Annotated in this window: 17 protein-coding genes; 10 read left to right on the top strand and 7 right to left on the bottom strand. The window is 67.3% G+C overall.

Annotated elements, in window-relative coordinates:
* The 7 genes from rhmD to KR541_RS33180 all read right to left on the bottom strand — a co-directional run bounded on the left by rhmD (position 1) and on the right by KR541_RS33180 (position 6,554).
* Positions 1-1,179 carry an L-rhamnonate dehydratase gene (gene rhmD / locus KR541_RS33210; protein ID WP_124555824.1) on the bottom strand — a complete coding sequence of 393 codons (1,179 nt, stop codon included), beginning with the start codon at positions 1,177-1,179 and terminating at the stop codon, positions 1-3.
* Between the two features lie 104 nt (positions 1,180-1,283).
* Complete coding sequence (locus tag KR541_RS33205) at positions 1,284-2,219, bottom strand: dihydrodipicolinate synthase family protein (RefSeq protein WP_050016948.1); 936 nt, start codon at positions 2,217-2,219, stop codon at positions 1,284-1,286.
* A 78-nt stretch (positions 2,220-2,297) separates the two neighbouring features.
* A complete protein-coding gene (locus KR541_RS33200; protein WP_050016946.1) occupies positions 2,298-3,182 on the bottom strand; it encodes a glycosyltransferase family 2 protein in 885 nt (294 codons plus the stop codon).
* 154 nt (positions 3,183-3,336) lie between these two features.
* Positions 3,337-4,038, bottom strand: coding sequence for a GntR family transcriptional regulator (locus KR541_RS33195; protein WP_050016945.1), 702 nt, complete (start codon positions 4,036-4,038; stop codon positions 3,337-3,339).
* Positions 4,039-4,129: 91 nt separating this feature from the next.
* The gene (locus tag KR541_RS33190) at positions 4,130-4,945 is read right to left on the bottom strand and encodes a maleate cis-trans isomerase family protein (RefSeq protein WP_050016943.1); all 816 of its coding nucleotides are present in this window, start codon (positions 4,943-4,945) and stop codon (positions 4,130-4,132) included.
* The gene (locus KR541_RS33185) at positions 4,942-6,186 is read right to left on the bottom strand and encodes a D-amino acid dehydrogenase (protein WP_252996709.1); all 1,245 of its coding nucleotides are present in this window, start codon (positions 6,184-6,186) and stop codon (positions 4,942-4,944) included. Before KR541_RS33185 ends, KR541_RS33190 begins: the two co-directional genes overlap by 4 nt.
* 17 nt (positions 6,187-6,203) lie before the next feature.
* Positions 6,204-6,554, bottom strand: a complete 351-nt coding sequence (locus KR541_RS33180; protein WP_176015987.1) for a RidA family protein — start codon at positions 6,552-6,554, stop codon at positions 6,204-6,206.
* Positions 6,555-6,872: 318 nt separating this feature from the next.
* Here KR541_RS33180 and KR541_RS33175 point away from each other — a divergent pair, with 318 nt between their 5' ends.
* From KR541_RS33175 to rfbB, 10 genes are all read left to right on the top strand, one after another.
* Positions 6,873-7,973 (top strand): ABC transporter substrate-binding protein, encoded by a 1,101-nt coding sequence (locus KR541_RS33175; RefSeq protein WP_216090106.1) that lies wholly within the window; start codon positions 6,873-6,875, stop codon positions 7,971-7,973.
* 32 nt (positions 7,974-8,005) lie between these two features.
* Positions 8,006-8,899, top strand: a complete 894-nt coding sequence (locus tag KR541_RS33170) for a branched-chain amino acid ABC transporter permease (protein ID WP_050016938.1) — start codon at positions 8,006-8,008, stop codon at positions 8,897-8,899.
* Entirely contained in the window at positions 8,892-9,779 is an 888-nt protein-coding gene (locus KR541_RS33165) for a branched-chain amino acid ABC transporter permease (RefSeq protein WP_080334364.1), read from the top strand. The genes KR541_RS33170 and KR541_RS33165 overlap by 8 nt, the downstream gene beginning before the upstream one ends.
* Entirely contained in the window at positions 9,776-10,561 is a 786-nt protein-coding gene (locus KR541_RS33160; RefSeq protein ID WP_216090105.1) for an ABC transporter ATP-binding protein, read from the top strand. The genes KR541_RS33165 and KR541_RS33160 overlap by 4 nt, the downstream gene beginning before the upstream one ends.
* Positions 10,558-11,277, top strand: coding sequence for an ABC transporter ATP-binding protein (locus KR541_RS33155; RefSeq protein WP_050016935.1), 720 nt, complete (start codon positions 10,558-10,560; stop codon positions 11,275-11,277). Before KR541_RS33160 ends, KR541_RS33155 begins: the two co-directional genes overlap by 4 nt.
* A complete protein-coding gene (locus KR541_RS33150; RefSeq protein WP_216090104.1) occupies positions 11,274-12,677 on the top strand; it encodes an MFS transporter in 1,404 nt (467 codons plus the stop codon). The genes KR541_RS33155 and KR541_RS33150 overlap by 4 nt, the downstream gene beginning before the upstream one ends.
* Before the next feature lie 90 nt (positions 12,678-12,767).
* Positions 12,768-13,664: a glucose-1-phosphate thymidylyltransferase RfbA gene (rfbA, locus tag KR541_RS33145; protein ID WP_124630955.1), complete on the top strand. Its 897-nt coding sequence runs from the start codon at positions 12,768-12,770 to the stop codon at positions 13,662-13,664.
* Positions 13,661-14,242 carry a dTDP-4-dehydrorhamnose 3,5-epimerase gene (gene rfbC, locus KR541_RS33140; RefSeq protein WP_050016929.1) on the top strand — a complete coding sequence of 194 codons (582 nt, stop codon included), beginning with the start codon at positions 13,661-13,663 and terminating at the stop codon, positions 14,240-14,242. The genes rfbA and rfbC overlap by 4 nt, the downstream gene beginning before the upstream one ends.
* On the top strand, positions 14,239-15,123 hold the full coding sequence (rfbD, locus tag KR541_RS33135; protein WP_124630953.1) for a dTDP-4-dehydrorhamnose reductase: 885 nt from the start codon (positions 14,239-14,241) through the stop codon (positions 15,121-15,123). The genes rfbC and rfbD overlap by 4 nt, the downstream gene beginning before the upstream one ends.
* Positions 15,120-16,136, top strand: a complete 1,017-nt coding sequence (gene rfbB, locus KR541_RS33130; protein ID WP_050016925.1) for a dTDP-glucose 4,6-dehydratase — start codon at positions 15,120-15,122, stop codon at positions 16,134-16,136. Before rfbD ends, rfbB begins: the two co-directional genes overlap by 4 nt.
* The last annotated feature ends 15 nt before the right edge of the window (positions 16,137-16,151 follow it).

Below are 16,151 nucleotides of genomic sequence, written 5' to 3'. Positions count from 1 at the left end.
TCAGTGTTCATACGGGCGCTGCATGCGCACGTCCGGATTCAGGCGCACGCCGAAACCGGGCGTGTCGGGCACCTTCATCCGCCCGCCGACCGGCACCGGCTCGTCGAGCAGCAGCGGATCGAACATCGGCACGACACGATCGGCCTGCGGCGCCATCATCAGGAATTCGGCGAACGGGCTGTTGTGCCGCGTCGCGACGAAGTGATAGCTGTAGACCGACGAGCCGTGCGGAATCACCAGCACGCCACGCGCATCGGCGAGCGCCGAGATCCGCATCAACTCGGTGAGCCCGCCGCACCAGCCTACGTCCGGCTGAATGATGTCGCAGCACTCCATCTCCAGCAGCATGCGAAAGCCCCAGCGGGTCGCCTCGTGCTCGCCGGTCGTGACGAGCATGCCGCGCGGCACGTCGCGGCGCAGCTTCGCATAGCCCCAATAGTCGTCGGGCGGCAGGCATTCCTCGATCCATTTCAGGCCGAGCGCATGCGCTTCGTGCGCGAGCCGCGTCGCATACGGCACGTCGAGACTCATCCAGCAGTCGAGCATCAGCCAGAAATCGGCGCCGACGCGCGAACGCATCTCGGCGAGCGCATCGAGATTGCGACGCAGGCCGACCTCGCCCTCGGCCGGGCCGTGATGCAACGGCAGCTTGCCGCCGATGAAACCCATCTCCTTCGCGAGATCGGGTCGCGCACCGGTCGCGTAGAACTCCAGCTCGTCGCGCACCTTGCCGCCGAGCAACTGGTGCACGGGCTCCCGCCTGACCTTCGCGAGCAGGTCCCACAGCGCGAGATCGACGCCGGAAATCGCATTGAGCACGACACCCTTGCGCCCGTAATACAGCGTTGCATGGAACATCTGATCCCACATCTTCTCGATGTCGGTTACGCGCTGCCCTTCGATGAAACGCGCGAGATGCCGCTCGACGATGAACGCGCCGATCTCGCCGCCGGTCGTCACCGCAAAGCCGACCGTTCCATCGCTGGCCTCGACTTCGATCACGAGCGTGCCGAGCACGTTGATGCCGAACGACTGGCGGCTCTGCCGGTATTCGGGGTAGCGCGACATCGGCGTCGCAATGTGGTCGTCGATCCAGTGACCGGCATCCTGATCGTGGTAATCGGCACCGCCACCACGCACCGTCAGCGCGCGGACCGCGCGTATCGTCGGCATGCTCATTCTTCGGGTTCCTTGGTTGGGTCATCGAGTGCGGAAGCCGCCCGTACGCGTCGGGCGCACGGATGGCGGCGGAATTCGCAACGTCGTGCTGCCAGGCGGTCGCGTCAGCGTGCCCAGCGCAGCACCAGCGCGTCGAGCCGTCGCGCAATTTCGATCAGGCCCGCGCGCGTCGCCGGATGCAGCGGCGCCAGCGGACGGCGCGGCGCGTCCGATGCGATCACGCCGCCCTCCTTCATCAGCGCCTTCGCCGCCAGCAGGCCGGCCTGACGGTTCTCGTAATTGATCAACGGTAGCCATTGCTCGTACTGGGCGACCGCCTCGTCGCGCTGCCCGGCGAGATACGCGGCGAGAATCGGCCGCAGCCCGTCCGGATAGCCGCCGCCGAGGATGCTGCCGGTCGCGCCCGCATCGAGATCGGCAAGCAGCGTGATCGCCTCCTCGCCGTCGAACGGCCCTTCGATCGCGTCGCCGCCAAGCGCGATCAGTTCGCGCAGCTTCGACGCCGACTGCGGCACCTCGATCTTGAAATAGCGCAGATTCGGAATCGTGTGCGCGAGGCGCGCCAGAAACGCGGCCGATACCTGCGTGCCGCTCATCGGCGCGTCCTGGTACATGATCGGGATCTCGATCGCGTCGGAAAGCGCCGCATAGAACTGCTCGATCGCGGCCTCGCCGCAACGAATCGTCGCGCCGTGGTACGGCGGCATCACCATCACCATCGCCGCACCGGCCGCCTGCGCGGCGCGGCTGCGCGCCGCGCAGATCGTCGGATTGAAATGCGTGGTCGTCACGATCACCGGCACGCGTCCCGCCACGTGTTCGAGGATCGCCGCGATGAGCCGCTCGCGCTCGTCGTCGGTCAACGAAAACTGTTCCGAGTAGTTCGCGAGGATGCACAGGCCGTCCGCTCCCGCGTCGATGATGAAGTCGACACAGCGCTTCTGGCCCGGCATATCGATCTCGCCCGACTCGGTGAAGATCGTCGGCGCGACGGAAAACGCGCCCGTATAGCGGCGGTGAATCGGCGTAGACAAGCTCATCTGAAACCCTCTCTTATAATCAGTGATCCGAATTGTATGGCGCGTTTGTCGTGCGCCCATACCGCGATAAATCACGCGTCATACACGCCCGTACCGCCCTCGCAACCCGTCCGTCACGCCGCAATAGATCGCCTTCAGCTTCAGGCGCTTGTTGCGCGCATGCAGCAGCACGAACGCGACGTGCTTGAGCGTGATGAGATTGATCAGCAGCATCGCCGGATAGCGCCGCCAGTAGTCGCGCGCGACGAGGATACAGTTGCGCGCCGCATAGTAGTGGCGCAGCGCGCTCTGATCGAATATCTCGACGCGCGGCCAGTGCTGCTGCGCGGACGGGCTGCCGAGTTCATGGGGCAGCGACACGTCGGCGTTGACGCGCACCGGCACGCCGTGCGCCTGCGCGCGCATGCAGTATTCCGCGTCGACGTGGTCGATGAAGAAGTCCTCGCGGAAGCGGCCGAGCGCGCGATACGCGTCGAGCGAGATTGCGGTGCCCGACGAGATGATGACCGAGCACGACAGCAGGCCGTGCGCGCCGCCGTGGATCGGCGTGATCTGCGCGGACCAGCGGCGCACCGTGAACAACGGCAGGTCGCGCTGGAAATTGCGGTTGAAGATCCGCGGGCCGACCAGGAAGCGGCTGTCGCCCACCCGCGCGCAGCCGGCCAGCATGCGATCGAAATAGTCGTCCGGAACGTGCGAATCCTGATCGAAGATGAAGAAGACGTCGCAGCCGCGGCCGATCAGGAATTCGACGCCGGCGTTGAACGCACCGGCGATGCCGCCGCGATTGTGATTCGCGATCACGTCGACGCCGCCTGCGGCGAGCCGTGCGTACAGCGCACGATCGGCGACGGGCGAATTGTCGACCGCGACGACGACGGGGCTTTTCGCGGGCAAGGTCAGCAAATGCTCGATCTGCGCCGCGGAGGGTTTATACAGCGTGACCAACGTACCGTGTGTCATGACGGCACCTCGTGACGATCAAGTAGCGATGCGCCGCGCCGGTCGATCCGGGCGACCCGTCCTCCTTTGCACGACTGCTTGTCTCGTCGACCGGCCTGCCCTGCCCGTTCGCGTGCTGTACGCGATCGTCGCAGGCGCCGCGGCCGGTCTTGCTTTATCTTGCGTACAGCTTGACGACGCTCGCCTGGACGACGCGCGTGATCTCTTCCATCCGCCAGCGGATATGCGTGTCGGTCAGCGTCGCGCAACGTTCCGCATCGCGTTCGGCAAGCGCGTCGAGAATCTCGAGATGCTCGGTAAACGCCTCGTTGCGTCGCTGATCGACGTCGACCCAGCGCACGTAGTGAATACGCGCGTTGATCCCTTGCAGCACCCGGCCGATCTCGGCATTGCCCGACAACGCGGCCAGCTCCAGGTGAAACTGCTCGTCCTTGACGACCAGCTCGGCCGACGACATCCGCGCCGCATTCTTCATCACCTGCTTCCAGAAGCGACGCAACGCCTTGATGTCGTTGTCCGACCCGCGCTCGCATGCGAGCATCACCGCGGTCGTTTCGATCGAGCGACGCAATTCGAACAGATCGAACACATCCTTCCCCTCCAGTTCCCGAATGAAGAAACCGCGGTTCGGCACGAACACCAGCAGGTTTTCGGCAACGAGCCGATTCAGCGCCTCGCGAATCGGCGTGCGACTCACGTTGAAGCGCTCGGCAAGCTCCAGCTCGTTGAACCGCTCGCCCGGCCGGATCTCGTACAGCACGGCCATCTGTTTCAACTGCTCGTAAATCTCGTTGACCGTGAGGCCCGTGCGCGTCGGCGCCGCGGTCTCCCGGCCAGCCATAACGGAAGTCGACATCTCGTCTCCTGGTTCCACCTGTTGTCACCGCGCGTCATTATCCATCGGCAATTTGCCCGCGCGCGTTCTTTTTACATGCACGAGCCATGCGTCAGCGCATCAGCAAGCTGCCGAAGCCCGGCACGGGATCGTCGATGCCCGCGAGCCGCAGCGCGTGCCAGGCGAGCGCGTGATTGCTCGACAGTACGGGTTTGCCCGCGCGCGCTTCGATATCGGCCAGCGCATCGACGATGCGCAGGCTCGTGCACGACACGAATACGGCATCGACGGCCGGATCGGCGGCGAGCGTCAGCACCGCGTGCTCGATCGACGCGCGCTCGATGCGGGCGACCTCGTTGTCGTCGCGGTGCTCGAACGATCCGACCCGCACGATATCGACGCCGCGCGCGCGCAGGTACGCGGCCATCGCATCGTTGATCGTGCGCTCGTACGGCGTCAGCAGCGCGACCCCGCGCGCGCCGAGCGCCGTCAGCGCGACGCGCGCCGCGGTAATCGGCGTGGTGCATGCGACGCCGGGCCGCGCCTCGCGGATGCGCTCGAACACGCGCTCCTCGCCGAGCACCATCGACGCCGACGTGCAGCCGAACGCGACGACGTCGAGGCGCTCGCCCGGCCGGATCAATTCGACCGCGGCGCAGATCCCGCCGTCCATCCGCGCGAGCGTCTCGGCGGTGATCTCGGCGGAATTCGCGATCCGGCTTTCGTAGAACGCGACGCCATCGATCGCGAGCAGACGTCGCCACTCGTATTCGATCGTATGATCGGTCGCCAGCACGACGAGGCCGATCGCCGCGCGCCGCGCGATGCCGGCGTCGAGCGAGAAATCGAAGCGCGCGTACGCATCGCGCGCCGGGCCGGCGCCGACACCCGGATCGGACGCCTCGGAGGTGGAAAGAAGTTCGCTCATTGCAGGGTCATCCCGGTGATGTCGATGTCGGGCCGCTTGCCGTGGATCAGATCCGCGACGATCTTCGCGGTGCCGCACGACATGGTCCAGCCCATATGGCCGTGGCCGGTGTTGAAAAACAGGTTGCGGTGCCGGGATGCGCCGATGATCGGCGTGCCCTCCGGCGTCATCGGCCGCAGCCCGGCCCAGTACGACGGCTTCGCGTAGTCGGCGCCGTTCGGGAACAGCGCCTGCGCGGTCGCGAGCATGTGCGCGAAATCGCCCGGCGAATGCGTGGTGTCGTAGCCGCTGAACTCGGCGGTCGCGGTCAGCCGCAGCCGGTCGCCGAAGCGCGCCCATGCGACGAGCTGGTTCTCCTCGACGCCGCCGAGCGCGGGCGGCTCGTGCGTGTCGTCGATCGGCAGCGTGACCGAGTACCCCTTGACCGGATAGATCGGCAGCCGGTAGCCGAGCGAGCGCGCGACGAACGGCGAGTACGCGCCGAGTGCGAGCACGTATCGATCGCCGGTCACGCGGCCCTGCGACGTCTCGACGTAGTCGATCGCATCGGCGCTCGCGCGCACGCCGTCGATCGACGTGCCGAAGCGGAATTCGACGCCGAGCGCGCGGCAGCGCTCGGCCAGCGCGCGCGCGAACAGATGCGCGTCGCCGCTCTCGTCGCTCGGGCAATGGATCGCGCCCGCGATCCCGGCCGCCGCGTGGCGCAGCGCCGGCTCGCGTTCGACGGTGGCCCGCGCATCGAGGATGTCGAGCGGCAGGCCGTTGTCGGTCAGAATCCGCATGTTCGCGACGCCGCGCTCGAACGATGCAGGGTCGCGATACAGGTACAACAATCCTCCGCTCGTCCGGTCGTACTCGAGCAGTTCATCATTCGTCGCCTGCTGAAGCCGCTGCTGCGCATAACGACACAGCCTCACCTTGATCGACGTGTTGCGGCGCGAACGCTCGGCCGTGCAGTTCTGCAGGAACAGCGCACACCAGGCCCACATCCGCCAGTCGGGCGTCCATTTGAGCCGCAGCGCCTGGCCGTCGGCAAACAGCGACTTGAACAGAATCTTCGGCGCGCGCGGCGATGCCCAGGTATACGAATGGCCGGGCGCGATCAACCCCGCATTCGCGAAGCTCGTTTCGAGCGCGACGCCGTCGCGACGTTCGATCACCGTCACCTCGTCGCCGGCCTTCGCGAGAAAATACGCAGTCGTTACGCCGACGATGCCGCCGCCGAGCACGATCGTCTTCATACTCCGCTTCTCCTGTACTAGCTCGCGGCGATCGCCGCGATCTCGACCGTGTACTGCGGAAACGCGAGCTTCGATTCGACGCACGCGCGTGCCGGTGACTCGCCCTGCGGCACCCACGCGTCCCATACGCTGTTCATCTCGGCGAAGCTGCGATAGTCGGCCAGCCAGATGCTCGCGGACACGATCCGGCGCTTGTCGAGCCCCGCGTCTTCGAGCAGCCGGTCGATCTTGTCGAGAATCTGCCGGGTCTGCCCCGCCACGTCGAGCGACGTGTCGTCCGCCACCTGCCCCGCGACGAAGGCCAGCCCGCCCGCGACCACCAGTTGGCTCATCCGTTCACTTACGCCGTATCGCTTGATCTCCACCATCTGACTGCCCTCCGAGGTCGTGTCGAGTTGGGAAGATTTAAGCACTGCAATTCACCTCTGTATACACTTTTTTCAGAAATATTCTCGATTGCGCCGGATTGGCGCGCCCATGCACCATGGCTATCCACGCGCTTTATCCGCGTGCATAAATGCATGAAAACAGGGAAAATTTTCTATCTCAAACAAGACTTTCGCTATTCGTCACAGCGGCTCGAAAATTTATTTGCAAACGATTTTTGTTCTGTGATTCTGTCGACACTTCTGTATATCAAACCATGCCGCCAACCGTGCGGCCGACCATGCGACGGGAGAACGAAGATGAAGGCAAGTCAGTGGAGTATCGGTATCTGGATCGCGCTCGGGGCGCTTGCGTCGGGCGCTGCGCACGCCGACGTCAGCGTGGGCGCGGTGCTGCCGCTGACCGGCGCGAGTGCGTCGATCGGCGAAGACCAGCGCCGCGGCATCGAGCTGGCCGTCGCGCAGATCAATGCGAAAGGCGGCGTGCTGGGCCAGAAGCTCGCCGTGCGCATCGAGGATTCGGGCGGCTCGGCCAATATCGCGCTCGACGCCGCGCGCAAGCTCGCGACCGTCGAACACGTGCCGGTCGTGCTCGGCGAATTCTCGTCGTCGGTCACGATACCGGTCGGACAGTTCCTGGTGCGCCAGGGCGACGTGCACATCAACATCGGCTCGTCGAGCCAGCAGGTGCGCAAGATCGGCGCGGGCTCGTTCAGCGTGATCGGGCTGGACGACCTGTCCGCGCGCTTCGCCGCGCAGGACGTGTACGCCCGCAAGCTGCGTCGCATCGCGCTGATCGCGCCGAACAACGGCTACGGCCAGGGGATTGCCGGCGAATTCAGGAAGCGTTTCGAGGCGCTCGGCGGCACGGTGGTGTCGACGGTGCTCTATACGGAAGGACAATCGACCTATCGCCGCGAACTGGAGCAGGCATCGCGCGCGCAGCCCGACGCGTATGTCTACAGCGCCTATGGCCAGGAAGCCGCGACGCTGAACCGGCAGGCATTCGAGATGCGGCTCAACCAGCATCCGTGGTACGGCATCTACCTGACGATGTGCACGAGCGACACGCCCGCGCAGATCGCGCAAGGCCAGATCGGCCTCGAAGTCGCCGCGCTCGGCGCGGGCGCGAAAGCGTATGCGAGCGCCTATCAGGCCGCGTACAACGAGGCCCCGCGCTCGGCGTTCGGCAGCTATGCGTATGACGCGACGCTGTTGTCCGCCGCGGCGATCGGCCGCGCGCAATCCATCGACCCGGCGAAGATTCGCACCGCGCTCGCGGCATTGGGCAAGTCGTATACCGGCGTGACCGGCGCGATCGCGTTCGATGCCGACGGTCAGCGGGAAGTCCAGCCGTACGAGAAGGTGGTCTACCGCCAATCGGTCGTCGCGCAGCAGTAAGCGCCCGCCCGGATGAACCAGAGGATCTCGCCATGCTGTCATTCATTGTCGACGTATTGATCCGCACCGCCGATCTGCTGCTGGTGTCGGTCGGCCTGTCGACGCTCTATTCGCTGATCCGCTTTCCCAACATCGCGCATGTCCAGTACGCGATGCTCGGCGCATTCGCGACGCTCTGGCTGGAACGCGCGGGGCTGCCGTTCGCGCTCGCGACGGCCGTGTCCTGCGCGCTGGTCGGCACCGCCGCGACGCTGCTGAACCTGTTCGTGTTCGCGAGACTGCTGCGCTCCGGCAGCGCGGTGGCGATGATCGGCTCGCTTGCGATCTCGATGCTCGCGGTCGCGCTGGTGCTCGGCGTCGCCGGCTCGCGGCCGCAGCAGTATGCGCAGGACGTGCATCCGCCGATGGTGATCGCCGGCGTCGCGCTGTCCGTGCCGCAACTGGGCTCGATCGCATGCGGCGCCGGCGCGCTCGCGATATTCGCGGCGCTGCTGTACCGCACCGGCCTCGGGCGGGCGATGCGTGCGCTCGCGTCGAATCGCGCGCTGGCGCTCGCGACCGGCATCGACGCGACGCGCGTGACCAACGTGATCACGTTCGCGAGCGGCGTGCTGGCGGCGCTCGGCGGCACGATGCTCGGCGCCACCGAGAGCGTGCATGTGAATCTCGGCTATGGACTGCTGATCCCGGTGTTTTCCGCGGCGATCCTGGGCGGCCTCGGCAATCCGCTCGGCGCCGCGGCCGGTGCGCTGCTGATCGCGGTGGCCGAAACCGTCGCGCTGAACGTCGATTTCGGCGGGCTCGTCGATCGGCCGATGCAATTCTTTCCGGTCGAGTACGTCGGCGCGGTGTCGTTCGCGATCCTGCTCGTCGCACTGATCTTCCGGCCTTACGGCATCTTCGATCGGGAGGTACGGCGTGTCTAGCTTCGTCATCCATCTGCTGACCGTCGGCTGCCTGTACGCGACGATGGCGCTCGGGTTGAACCTGCAGGCCGGCTATGCGGGACTCGTCAATTTCGGCTTCATTGCGTTCAGCGGGCTCGGCGCGTACGCGGCCGGCATCGCGTCTCGGCTCGGCTGGCCATTGCCTTCGGCGCTCGCGCTCGCGCTGGCCGCGGCGGGTGCGCTGGCGATCGTCGTCGCGCGGCTCGGGCGGCAGCTCTCCGCCGACTACTGGGGGATCGCGACGCTCGCGATCGCCGAGATCCTGCGCACGATCGCGCTCAACGAAAGCGGGTTGACCGGTGGCGCGCAAGGCATCGGCGGCATCGCGCCGCTATTCCCCGGGCTGCGCGCGCCGTGGGCCGAACTCGCGTTCCTCGCGGTCACGGCCGGCTGCCTCGCGCTCACCTACGCGACGTACCGGCGCCTGACCGCGAGCCGCTTCGGCCGGGCGCTGAAGGTGATGCGCGAAGAACCCGCGCTCGCGGTCTGCTTCGGCTACGATCCGCTCGCGCTGAAAACGCGCGCATGCATCGCGGGCGCGCTGCCCGCCGCGCTCGCCGGGGCACTCGCCGCGTGGTACATCGGCTATGTCGGGCCGGACGCGATGATCGCGTCCGAGACCTTCGCGCTGTGGACCGTCGTGATGGTCGGCGGCCTCGGCAGCCACCTGGGTGTGCTGGTCGGCACGCTGATCGTGCAGGCCGTCTACGCGCTGGCGCCGTTTCTCAAGGACTGGCTCGATGTCGGCAGCGACCTGACCGGCGCGGTGCGGCTGGGCCTGGTCGGCCTGATGCTGCTCGCGTGCGTGCTCTGGCGTCCGCACGGGCTCGTACCCGAGCGCCTGGAGGTGCGGCCATGAGCACGCTGCTCGATCTCGACGGCGTGACGATCCGCTACGGCGAGAACGTCGTCTTGTCCGGGGTCACGCTGTCGGTCGACGGCGGCGAAATCGTCGGACTGCTCGGCCCGAACGGCTCCGGCAAGAGCACCGCGCTCAACGCGATCACCGGCTTCGCGCCGCTCGCGGCGGGCGCGATCCGCTTCGACGGTCGGCGGATCGACGCGCTGTTGCCGCACAAGATTGCGCGGCTGGGCGTGCGCCGCACGTTCCAGTTGCCGTCGATGCCCGCACGCATGTCGGTGCTCGAACTCGCGATGGCGGCTTCGTCCGCGCGCCACGGCATCGCCGCCGCCCTCTGGCCCGGCCGTGCGACGCGCGCGCTCGATGCCGATACGCGTGCACGCGCCGCCGCGCTGCTGGACGAGCTGAAACTGTCCGGCGTCGCGCACCTGTCCGCCGCGTCGATTTCCGGCGGCCAGAAGAAGCTGCTGGGCATCGCGTGCGCGATGATGACCGAGCCCAAGCTGCTGCTGCTCGACGAGCCGACCGCCGGCGTGCACCCGAACCTGCGCGGCGAGCTGATCGACGAACTGCGACGGATTCGCAAGCAAGGCGTCACGCTGGTCGTCATCGAGCACGACATGCATTTCATCCGCGAGCTGTGCGACCGCTGCGTCGTGCTGGACCGCGGCGTGACGATCGCGAACTGCCGGCCGGCCGAGCTGGAGCGCAACCGTCGCGTACTCGACGCGTATCTCGGGCGCGCCCATGCCGCCCCTCGTCCGCTGGAGGCGTCATGATCGACGTGCGCGAACTCGTCGCCGGCTACACGCCCGAAGTCGACATCCTGCATGGCGTGTCGCTCACGGTCGGGGCCATCGACATCGTGACGATCCTCGGCCCGAACGGCTGCGGAAAATCGACGCTGCTGAAGGCGATCGCAGGCTTCGTGCTGCCTCGTGCGGGCAGCGTGACGATCCAGGGCACGGACGTGGCGCGCGTGCCGGTCCACCGCAAGATCCGCGAGTACGGGATCGGCTTCGTGCCGCAGACCGACAACGTGTTCGCGTCGCTGACCGTGCGCGAAAACCTGATGCTCGGCGGCCAGTCGATGTCGGCGTTTCCGCGCGAGGCGCGGATCGACGAGCTGTGCGAGCAGTATCCGGTGCTGCGGCGTCGCTACCGGTCGCTGGCGGGCGCATTGTCCGGCGGCGAGCGGCAAATCGTGTCGCTCGCACGCGCACTGATGCCGCGCCCGGTGTTGCTGCTGCTCGACGAGCCGTCGGCCGGCCTGTCGCCGAAGATGGTCGACGAGGTGTTCGACGCGATCGTCCGGATGCGCGACACCGAGCATATCGGCGTGCTGATGGTCGAGCAGAATGCGATCGAGGCGCTGCGCATCGCGGATCGCGGCATCGTGCTGACGATGGGGCGCGTCGCGCTCGAAGGCGCCGCGGCCGAGCTGCTCGACAGCGACGAGATGCGACGCCTGTACCTCGGCGGGAGGGCCGCATGAACGGCGGACGCGCCACGCCGGTCGCCGGCGCGTCCGCCGCCGCCGCCGCGGCCGCGCGTCCCGTGCTCGTGATGGTCGCGCTCGCGTGCGGTTTCGTGATGGCCATGCTCGACGTGACGATCGTCAACGTCGCGCTGAAGGCGATGGAAACCAGTCTGTCGATGTCGCTGACCGTGCTGGTGTGGGTCGTCGATGCGTACACGCTCAGCTTCGCCGCGCTGCTGCTGCTCGGCGGCGCGCTCGCGAACCGCTACGGGTCGAAAGCCATCTACGTCGCGGGGCTCGCGCTGTTCGTCGGTGCGTCGGTGCTGTGCGCGGCCGCGCAGTCCAGCGGCGCACTGGTCGCGGCGCGCCTTGCACAAGGTGTCGGCGCGGCGCTGTTCATGCCGAGTTCGCTGAGCCTGCTCACGCTCGCGTTCCCGCCAGGGCCGATGCGCACGCGGATGATCGGCATCTGGGGCGCGCTGGTGTCGGCCGCGATGGCGCTCGGGCCCTGCGTCGGCGGCGTGCTGGTCGACGCGATCGGCTGGCGCGGCATCTTCTGGGTGAATTTGCCGGTCGGTGCGGCCGGCCTGTGGCTCACGTACCGGCATATCGCGCGGGCGCCGCGTCATCCCGGCCCGTTGAATGCGCTCGGCCATCTGTTCGGCGCGCTCGCGCTCGCCGCGCTGAGCTTCACGCTGATCGAAGGGCCCGGCGCCGGCTGGCGCTCGCCGTCGATCCTCGCCGGCGTCGCCACGACGTTGGCGGCCACCGCGGCATTTGCGTTACGCGAGCGCTACGCGCACTCGCGCATCCTGTCGCCGGCGCTGCTCGCGAATCGGCGTTTCGTCGCGGGCAGCACGCTGGGTCTCGCGATCAACTTCGGCATTCTCGCCGAGATCTTTCTGTTGAGCCTCTATTTGCAGAACGTCCGCGGCGCGAGCGCGCTCGTGGCCGGGTTCGAATTGTTTCCGCTGATGGCGATGTTCGGCATCGGCAATCTCGCGTCCGCGAAAGTCAGCGCCCGGTTCGGCGCGCGCCGCACGCTGCTCTCGGGGCTCGCGCTCGCCGCGCTCGGCAGCGTGGCGCTCGTCGGCGTCGCGGCGATGTCGTATCCGGTGCTGGCCGTCGCGATCGGCTTGGCCAACTTCGGCGCCGGCCAGGCCATTCCGGCAATGAATCTCGTCGTGATGCAGTCGGCCGATGCGGCGGACGCGAACCTCGCCGCCGCGTCGCTGAACGCGAGCCGGCAGATCGGTTCGCTGGTCGGCATCGCGATCGCATCGGTGATCCTGCACGTGATCGACGATCCGGACCGCGCGACGGCCGTCGGCTTCGCGGTGATCGCCGCGCTGTACGCGCTCGGCTTCGCGATCGTATTTCGCGCGATTCACGTTGGCGGTGCCGAGCAGCCGTAGCGAGGCGCGCACGGGTATCGACGTTCGTCGACGCATTCGGTGTATTCCGCGTATCACGCACGCACTTTTCCTCTTGCAGCGAGGGACCTCATGCAAACAGCGATTGGCCGTAAAGGACTGATTCTGGCGGGCGGCTCGGGCACCCGGCTCCACCCGCTCACGCATTCGGTATCGAAGCAATTGATGCCGGTGTACGACAAGCCGATGATCTATTACCCGCTCAGCACGATCATGCTGTCCGGCATCCGCGACGTGCTGATCATCTCGACGCCGCGCGATCTCGACGCGTTCCAGCAACTGCTCGGCGACGGCAGCCAGTGGGGCATGAGCCTTTCGTATGCGACGCAGCCAAGCCCCGACGGTCTTGCGCAGGCGTTCGTGATCGGCGCGCCGTTCATCGGTCGCGACGCGGCGACGCTCGTGCTCGGCGACAACATCTATCACGGGCCCGCGCTGTCGTCGCTGCTGCAGCAGGCCGCCGCACGGACCGCCGGCGCGACCGTGTTCGGCTACTACGTGCGTGATCCGGAGCGCTACGGCGTCGTGTCGTTCGATGCGGACGGCCGCGCGATCGACCTCGAGGAGAAACCGCGCGAGCCGAAGTCGAATTACGCGGTCACCGGCCTCTATTTCTACGACAACGACGTCGTCGAACTGGCGAAGGCCGTGCGCCCGTCCGCGCGCGGCGAACTGGAGATCACCGACCTGAATCTCGCGTATCTCGCGCGCGGCGCACTGAACGTCGAGATACTCGGGCGCGGCTACGCATGGCTCGACACCGGCACGCACGAATCGCTGCTCGACGCAGCCAATTTCATCCAGGTGATGCAGGCACGGCAAGGCCTGCAGATCGCGTGTCCCGAGGAAATCGCGTACCGGCTCGGCTGGATCGATGCGGAGCAGCTCGAAACGCTGGCCCACAAACTCGCGAAAAGCGGTTACGGCCGCTATCTGCTCGATCTGCTGAGCAAGGAGGTCGCGGCATGACACGGGTGATCGAAACGCCGTTGCCCGGCGTGCTGCTGATCGAGCCCGGCGTGTTCGGCGACGCACGCGGCTTTTTCGTCGAAAGCTTCCGGGCAAGCTGGCTGCGCGACGCCGGCGTCGACGCGACCTTCGTCCAGGACAACCAGTCGCGCTCGCGTCGCGGCGTGCTGCGCGGGCTGCACTACCAGCGCGTGAATCCGCAAGGCAAATTGGTGCACGCGGCACGCGGCGCGGTCTACGACGTCGCGGTCGACATCCGGCGCGGCTCGCCGTGCTTCGGCTGCTGGTTCGGGGCGCAGCTCGACGACGTATCGCACCGGATGCTGTGGATTCCGCCCGGCTTCGCGCACGGCTTTTGCGTGTTGTCCGACGAGGCCGACTTCGCGTACAAGTGCACGCAGTACTACGATCCCGATTCGGACGCCGGCGTGCGTTGGGACGATCCGGATATCGGCATCGACTGGCCGGACGCCGGCGCGCCGTATCAGTTGTCGGACAAGGATCGGCGGCAGCCTCCGCTCGCCGAACTGGCAGCCGGCGCGCCGGCGCTGCTGCCCGCATACGGGAGTGCGCGATGACGATCGTCGTGACCGGCGCGCTCGGCCAGGTCGGCCGCGAACTGGTGTTGCGCGCGGGCGGGCAGCCGCTCGTCGGGCTGTCGCGCGCCGCGCTCGACATCGCCGATGCAGGCTCGGTGCGCCGTGCGTTCGACGAACACCGGGCCGCGCTCGTGATCAATGCCGCCGGATGGACCGCCGTCGACCGCGCGGAGGCCGAGCCCGATGCCGCGTGGCGGGCGAACCGCGACGGGCCGGCCGTGCTGGCCGACGCGTGCGCCGCGCTCGGGATTCCGTTGATTCATCTGTCGACCGACTACGTGTTCGACGGCCGCATGCCCGGCCCGTACGCGGAAACCGCCGCCGTCGCGCCGCTCGGCGTGTACGGCCGGAGCAAACTCGCGGGCGAGGAAGCGGTGCGCGAGCGACTGCCCGACCGTCACCTGATTCTGCGCGTCGCCTGGGTGTTCGGCGCGCACGGCGGCAATTTCGTGCGCACCATGCTGCGGCTGGCGCGCGAGCGCGAGGTCGTCGGCGTCGTCGCCGATCAGTACGGCGGCCCGACGCATGCCGGTGCGATCGCCGACGCGCTGCTGACGATCGCGGCGCGATACCGGGCCGGTGAAGCGCTGCGCTGGGGCACCTATCACCTGTGCGGCACGCCCGTGACGACATGGCACGGCTTCGCCGAAACGATCTTCACCGAGGCGCGGCGCGCCGGCCTGATCGACCGTGTGCCGCTGGTCCGGCCGATCCGGACCGACGCCTATCCGTTGCCTGCGCCGAGACCGGCGAATTCCGCGCTCGACTGCAGCCTCCTGCGAGAACACTTCGGGGTCGAATCGCCTTCGTGGATCGCGGGTCTCACCGACGTGTTTGCCACCTGGAAGCGAACCTCATGAGCTATCGACCGAAACATGTTCTCGTGACGGGCGGTGCCGGTTTCATCGGCGCCAATTTTGTCCGGCATCTGCTCGAAAGCGATCCGCAGGTCAGCGTCGTCACGCTGGATCTGCTGACCTATGCGGGCAGCCTCGACAATCTCGGCGACGCCCTGCCGGGCGCCGATCGTCATCGCTTCGTCCTCGGCGACATCTGCGACCGACCGCTCGTCGAGTCGCTGCTACGCGACCATGCGATCGACACCGTCGTCCACTTCGCGGCCGAAAGCCACGTCGACCGCTCGATCGACGGCCCCGGCGAATTCGTTCGCACGAACGTGCTCGGCACGTGGACGCTGCTCGACGCGTGCCGCCAGCTTTGGTTGAACGAGCAAAAACTCGGCCGGGCCGACGCCCTCACGCGCCGCCGCTTTCACCATATCGGCACCGACGAGGTGTACGGCTCGCTGGGTCCCGACGACCCGCCTTTTTCCGAAACGACACCGTATGCGCCGAACTCCCCGTACTCCGCCACCAAGGCAAGCTCGGACCATCTCGTCCGCGCCTATTTCCATACGTACGGATTGCCCGTCACCACGACGAACTGCTCGAACAATTACGGGCCGCGCCAGCACGGCGAGAAGTTCATTCCGACCGTGATCCGTCATTGCCTCGAAGGCACCGACATCCCCGTGTACGGCGACGGCGCGAACGTGCGCGACTGGCTGTACGTCGACGACCATTGCCGTGCGATCGACGCGGTCATCCGGCGCGGGACGGTCGGCGAGACGTACACCGTCGGCGGCTGCAACGAATGGCGCAACGTCGACATCGTCGCGCTGATCTGTACGCTGCTCGACGCGCGGCGGCCCGAACACGCACCGCATGCGCGCCTCGTCCGGTTCGTCACCGATCGCGCCGGTCACGACCGGCGCTATGCGATCGATGCGGGGAAGCTCGCCCGCGAATTGCAATGGCGGCCGGCGGAGAGCTTCGAAACGGGGATCGTGAAGACGCTGGATTGGTATGTATAGCGCGGCGGCGGCACC

It is taken from the genome of Burkholderia sola, from assembly GCF_905400185.1.
GTDB lineage: Bacteria > Pseudomonadota > Gammaproteobacteria > Burkholderiales > Burkholderiaceae > Burkholderia > Burkholderia sola.
The sequence above is the reverse complement of the archived record's forward strand: the minus strand, read 5'-3'. Positions and strand labels throughout refer to the sequence as shown.

Excerpts from the sequence above, each read along its gene's own strand:
- rhmD (WP_124555824.1), bottom strand. The coding sequence starts at position 1,179 with ATGAGCATGCCGACGATACGCGCGGTCCGCGCGCTGACGGTGCGTGGT.
- KR541_RS33205 (WP_050016948.1), bottom strand. The coding sequence starts at position 2,219 with ATGAGCTTGTCTACGCCGATTCACCGCCGCTATACGGGCGCGTTTTCC.
- KR541_RS33200 (WP_050016946.1), bottom strand. The coding sequence starts at position 3,182 with ATGACACACGGTACGTTGGTCACGCTGTATAAACCCTCCGCGGCGCAG.
- KR541_RS33195 (WP_050016945.1), bottom strand. The coding sequence starts at position 4,038 with ATGTCGACTTCCGTTATGGCTGGCCGGGAGACCGCGGCGCCGACGCGC.
- KR541_RS33190 (WP_050016943.1), bottom strand. The coding sequence starts at position 4,945 with ATGAGCGAACTTCTTTCCACCTCCGAGGCGTCCGATCCGGGTGTCGGC.
- KR541_RS33185 (WP_252996709.1), bottom strand. The coding sequence starts at position 6,186 with ATGAAGACGATCGTGCTCGGCGGCGGCATCGTCGGCGTAACGACTGCG.
- KR541_RS33180 (WP_176015987.1), bottom strand. The coding sequence starts at position 6,554 with ATGGTGGAGATCAAGCGATACGGCGTAAGTGAACGGATGAGCCAACTG.
- KR541_RS33175 (WP_216090106.1), top strand. The coding sequence starts at position 6,873 with ATGAAGGCAAGTCAGTGGAGTATCGGTATCTGGATCGCGCTCGGGGCG.
- KR541_RS33170 (WP_050016938.1), top strand. The coding sequence starts at position 8,006 with ATGCTGTCATTCATTGTCGACGTATTGATCCGCACCGCCGATCTGCTG.
- KR541_RS33160 (WP_216090105.1), top strand. The coding sequence starts at position 9,776 with ATGAGCACGCTGCTCGATCTCGACGGCGTGACGATCCGCTACGGCGAG.
- KR541_RS33155 (WP_050016935.1), top strand. The coding sequence starts at position 10,558 with ATGATCGACGTGCGCGAACTCGTCGCCGGCTACACGCCCGAAGTCGAC.
- KR541_RS33150 (WP_216090104.1), top strand. The coding sequence starts at position 11,274 with ATGAACGGCGGACGCGCCACGCCGGTCGCCGGCGCGTCCGCCGCCGCC.
- rfbA (WP_124630955.1), top strand. The coding sequence starts at position 12,768 with ATGCAAACAGCGATTGGCCGTAAAGGACTGATTCTGGCGGGCGGCTCG.
- rfbC (WP_050016929.1), top strand. The coding sequence starts at position 13,661 with ATGACACGGGTGATCGAAACGCCGTTGCCCGGCGTGCTGCTGATCGAG.
- rfbD (WP_124630953.1), top strand. The coding sequence starts at position 14,239 with ATGACGATCGTCGTGACCGGCGCGCTCGGCCAGGTCGGCCGCGAACTG.
- rfbB (WP_050016925.1), top strand. The coding sequence starts at position 15,120 with ATGAGCTATCGACCGAAACATGTTCTCGTGACGGGCGGTGCCGGTTTC.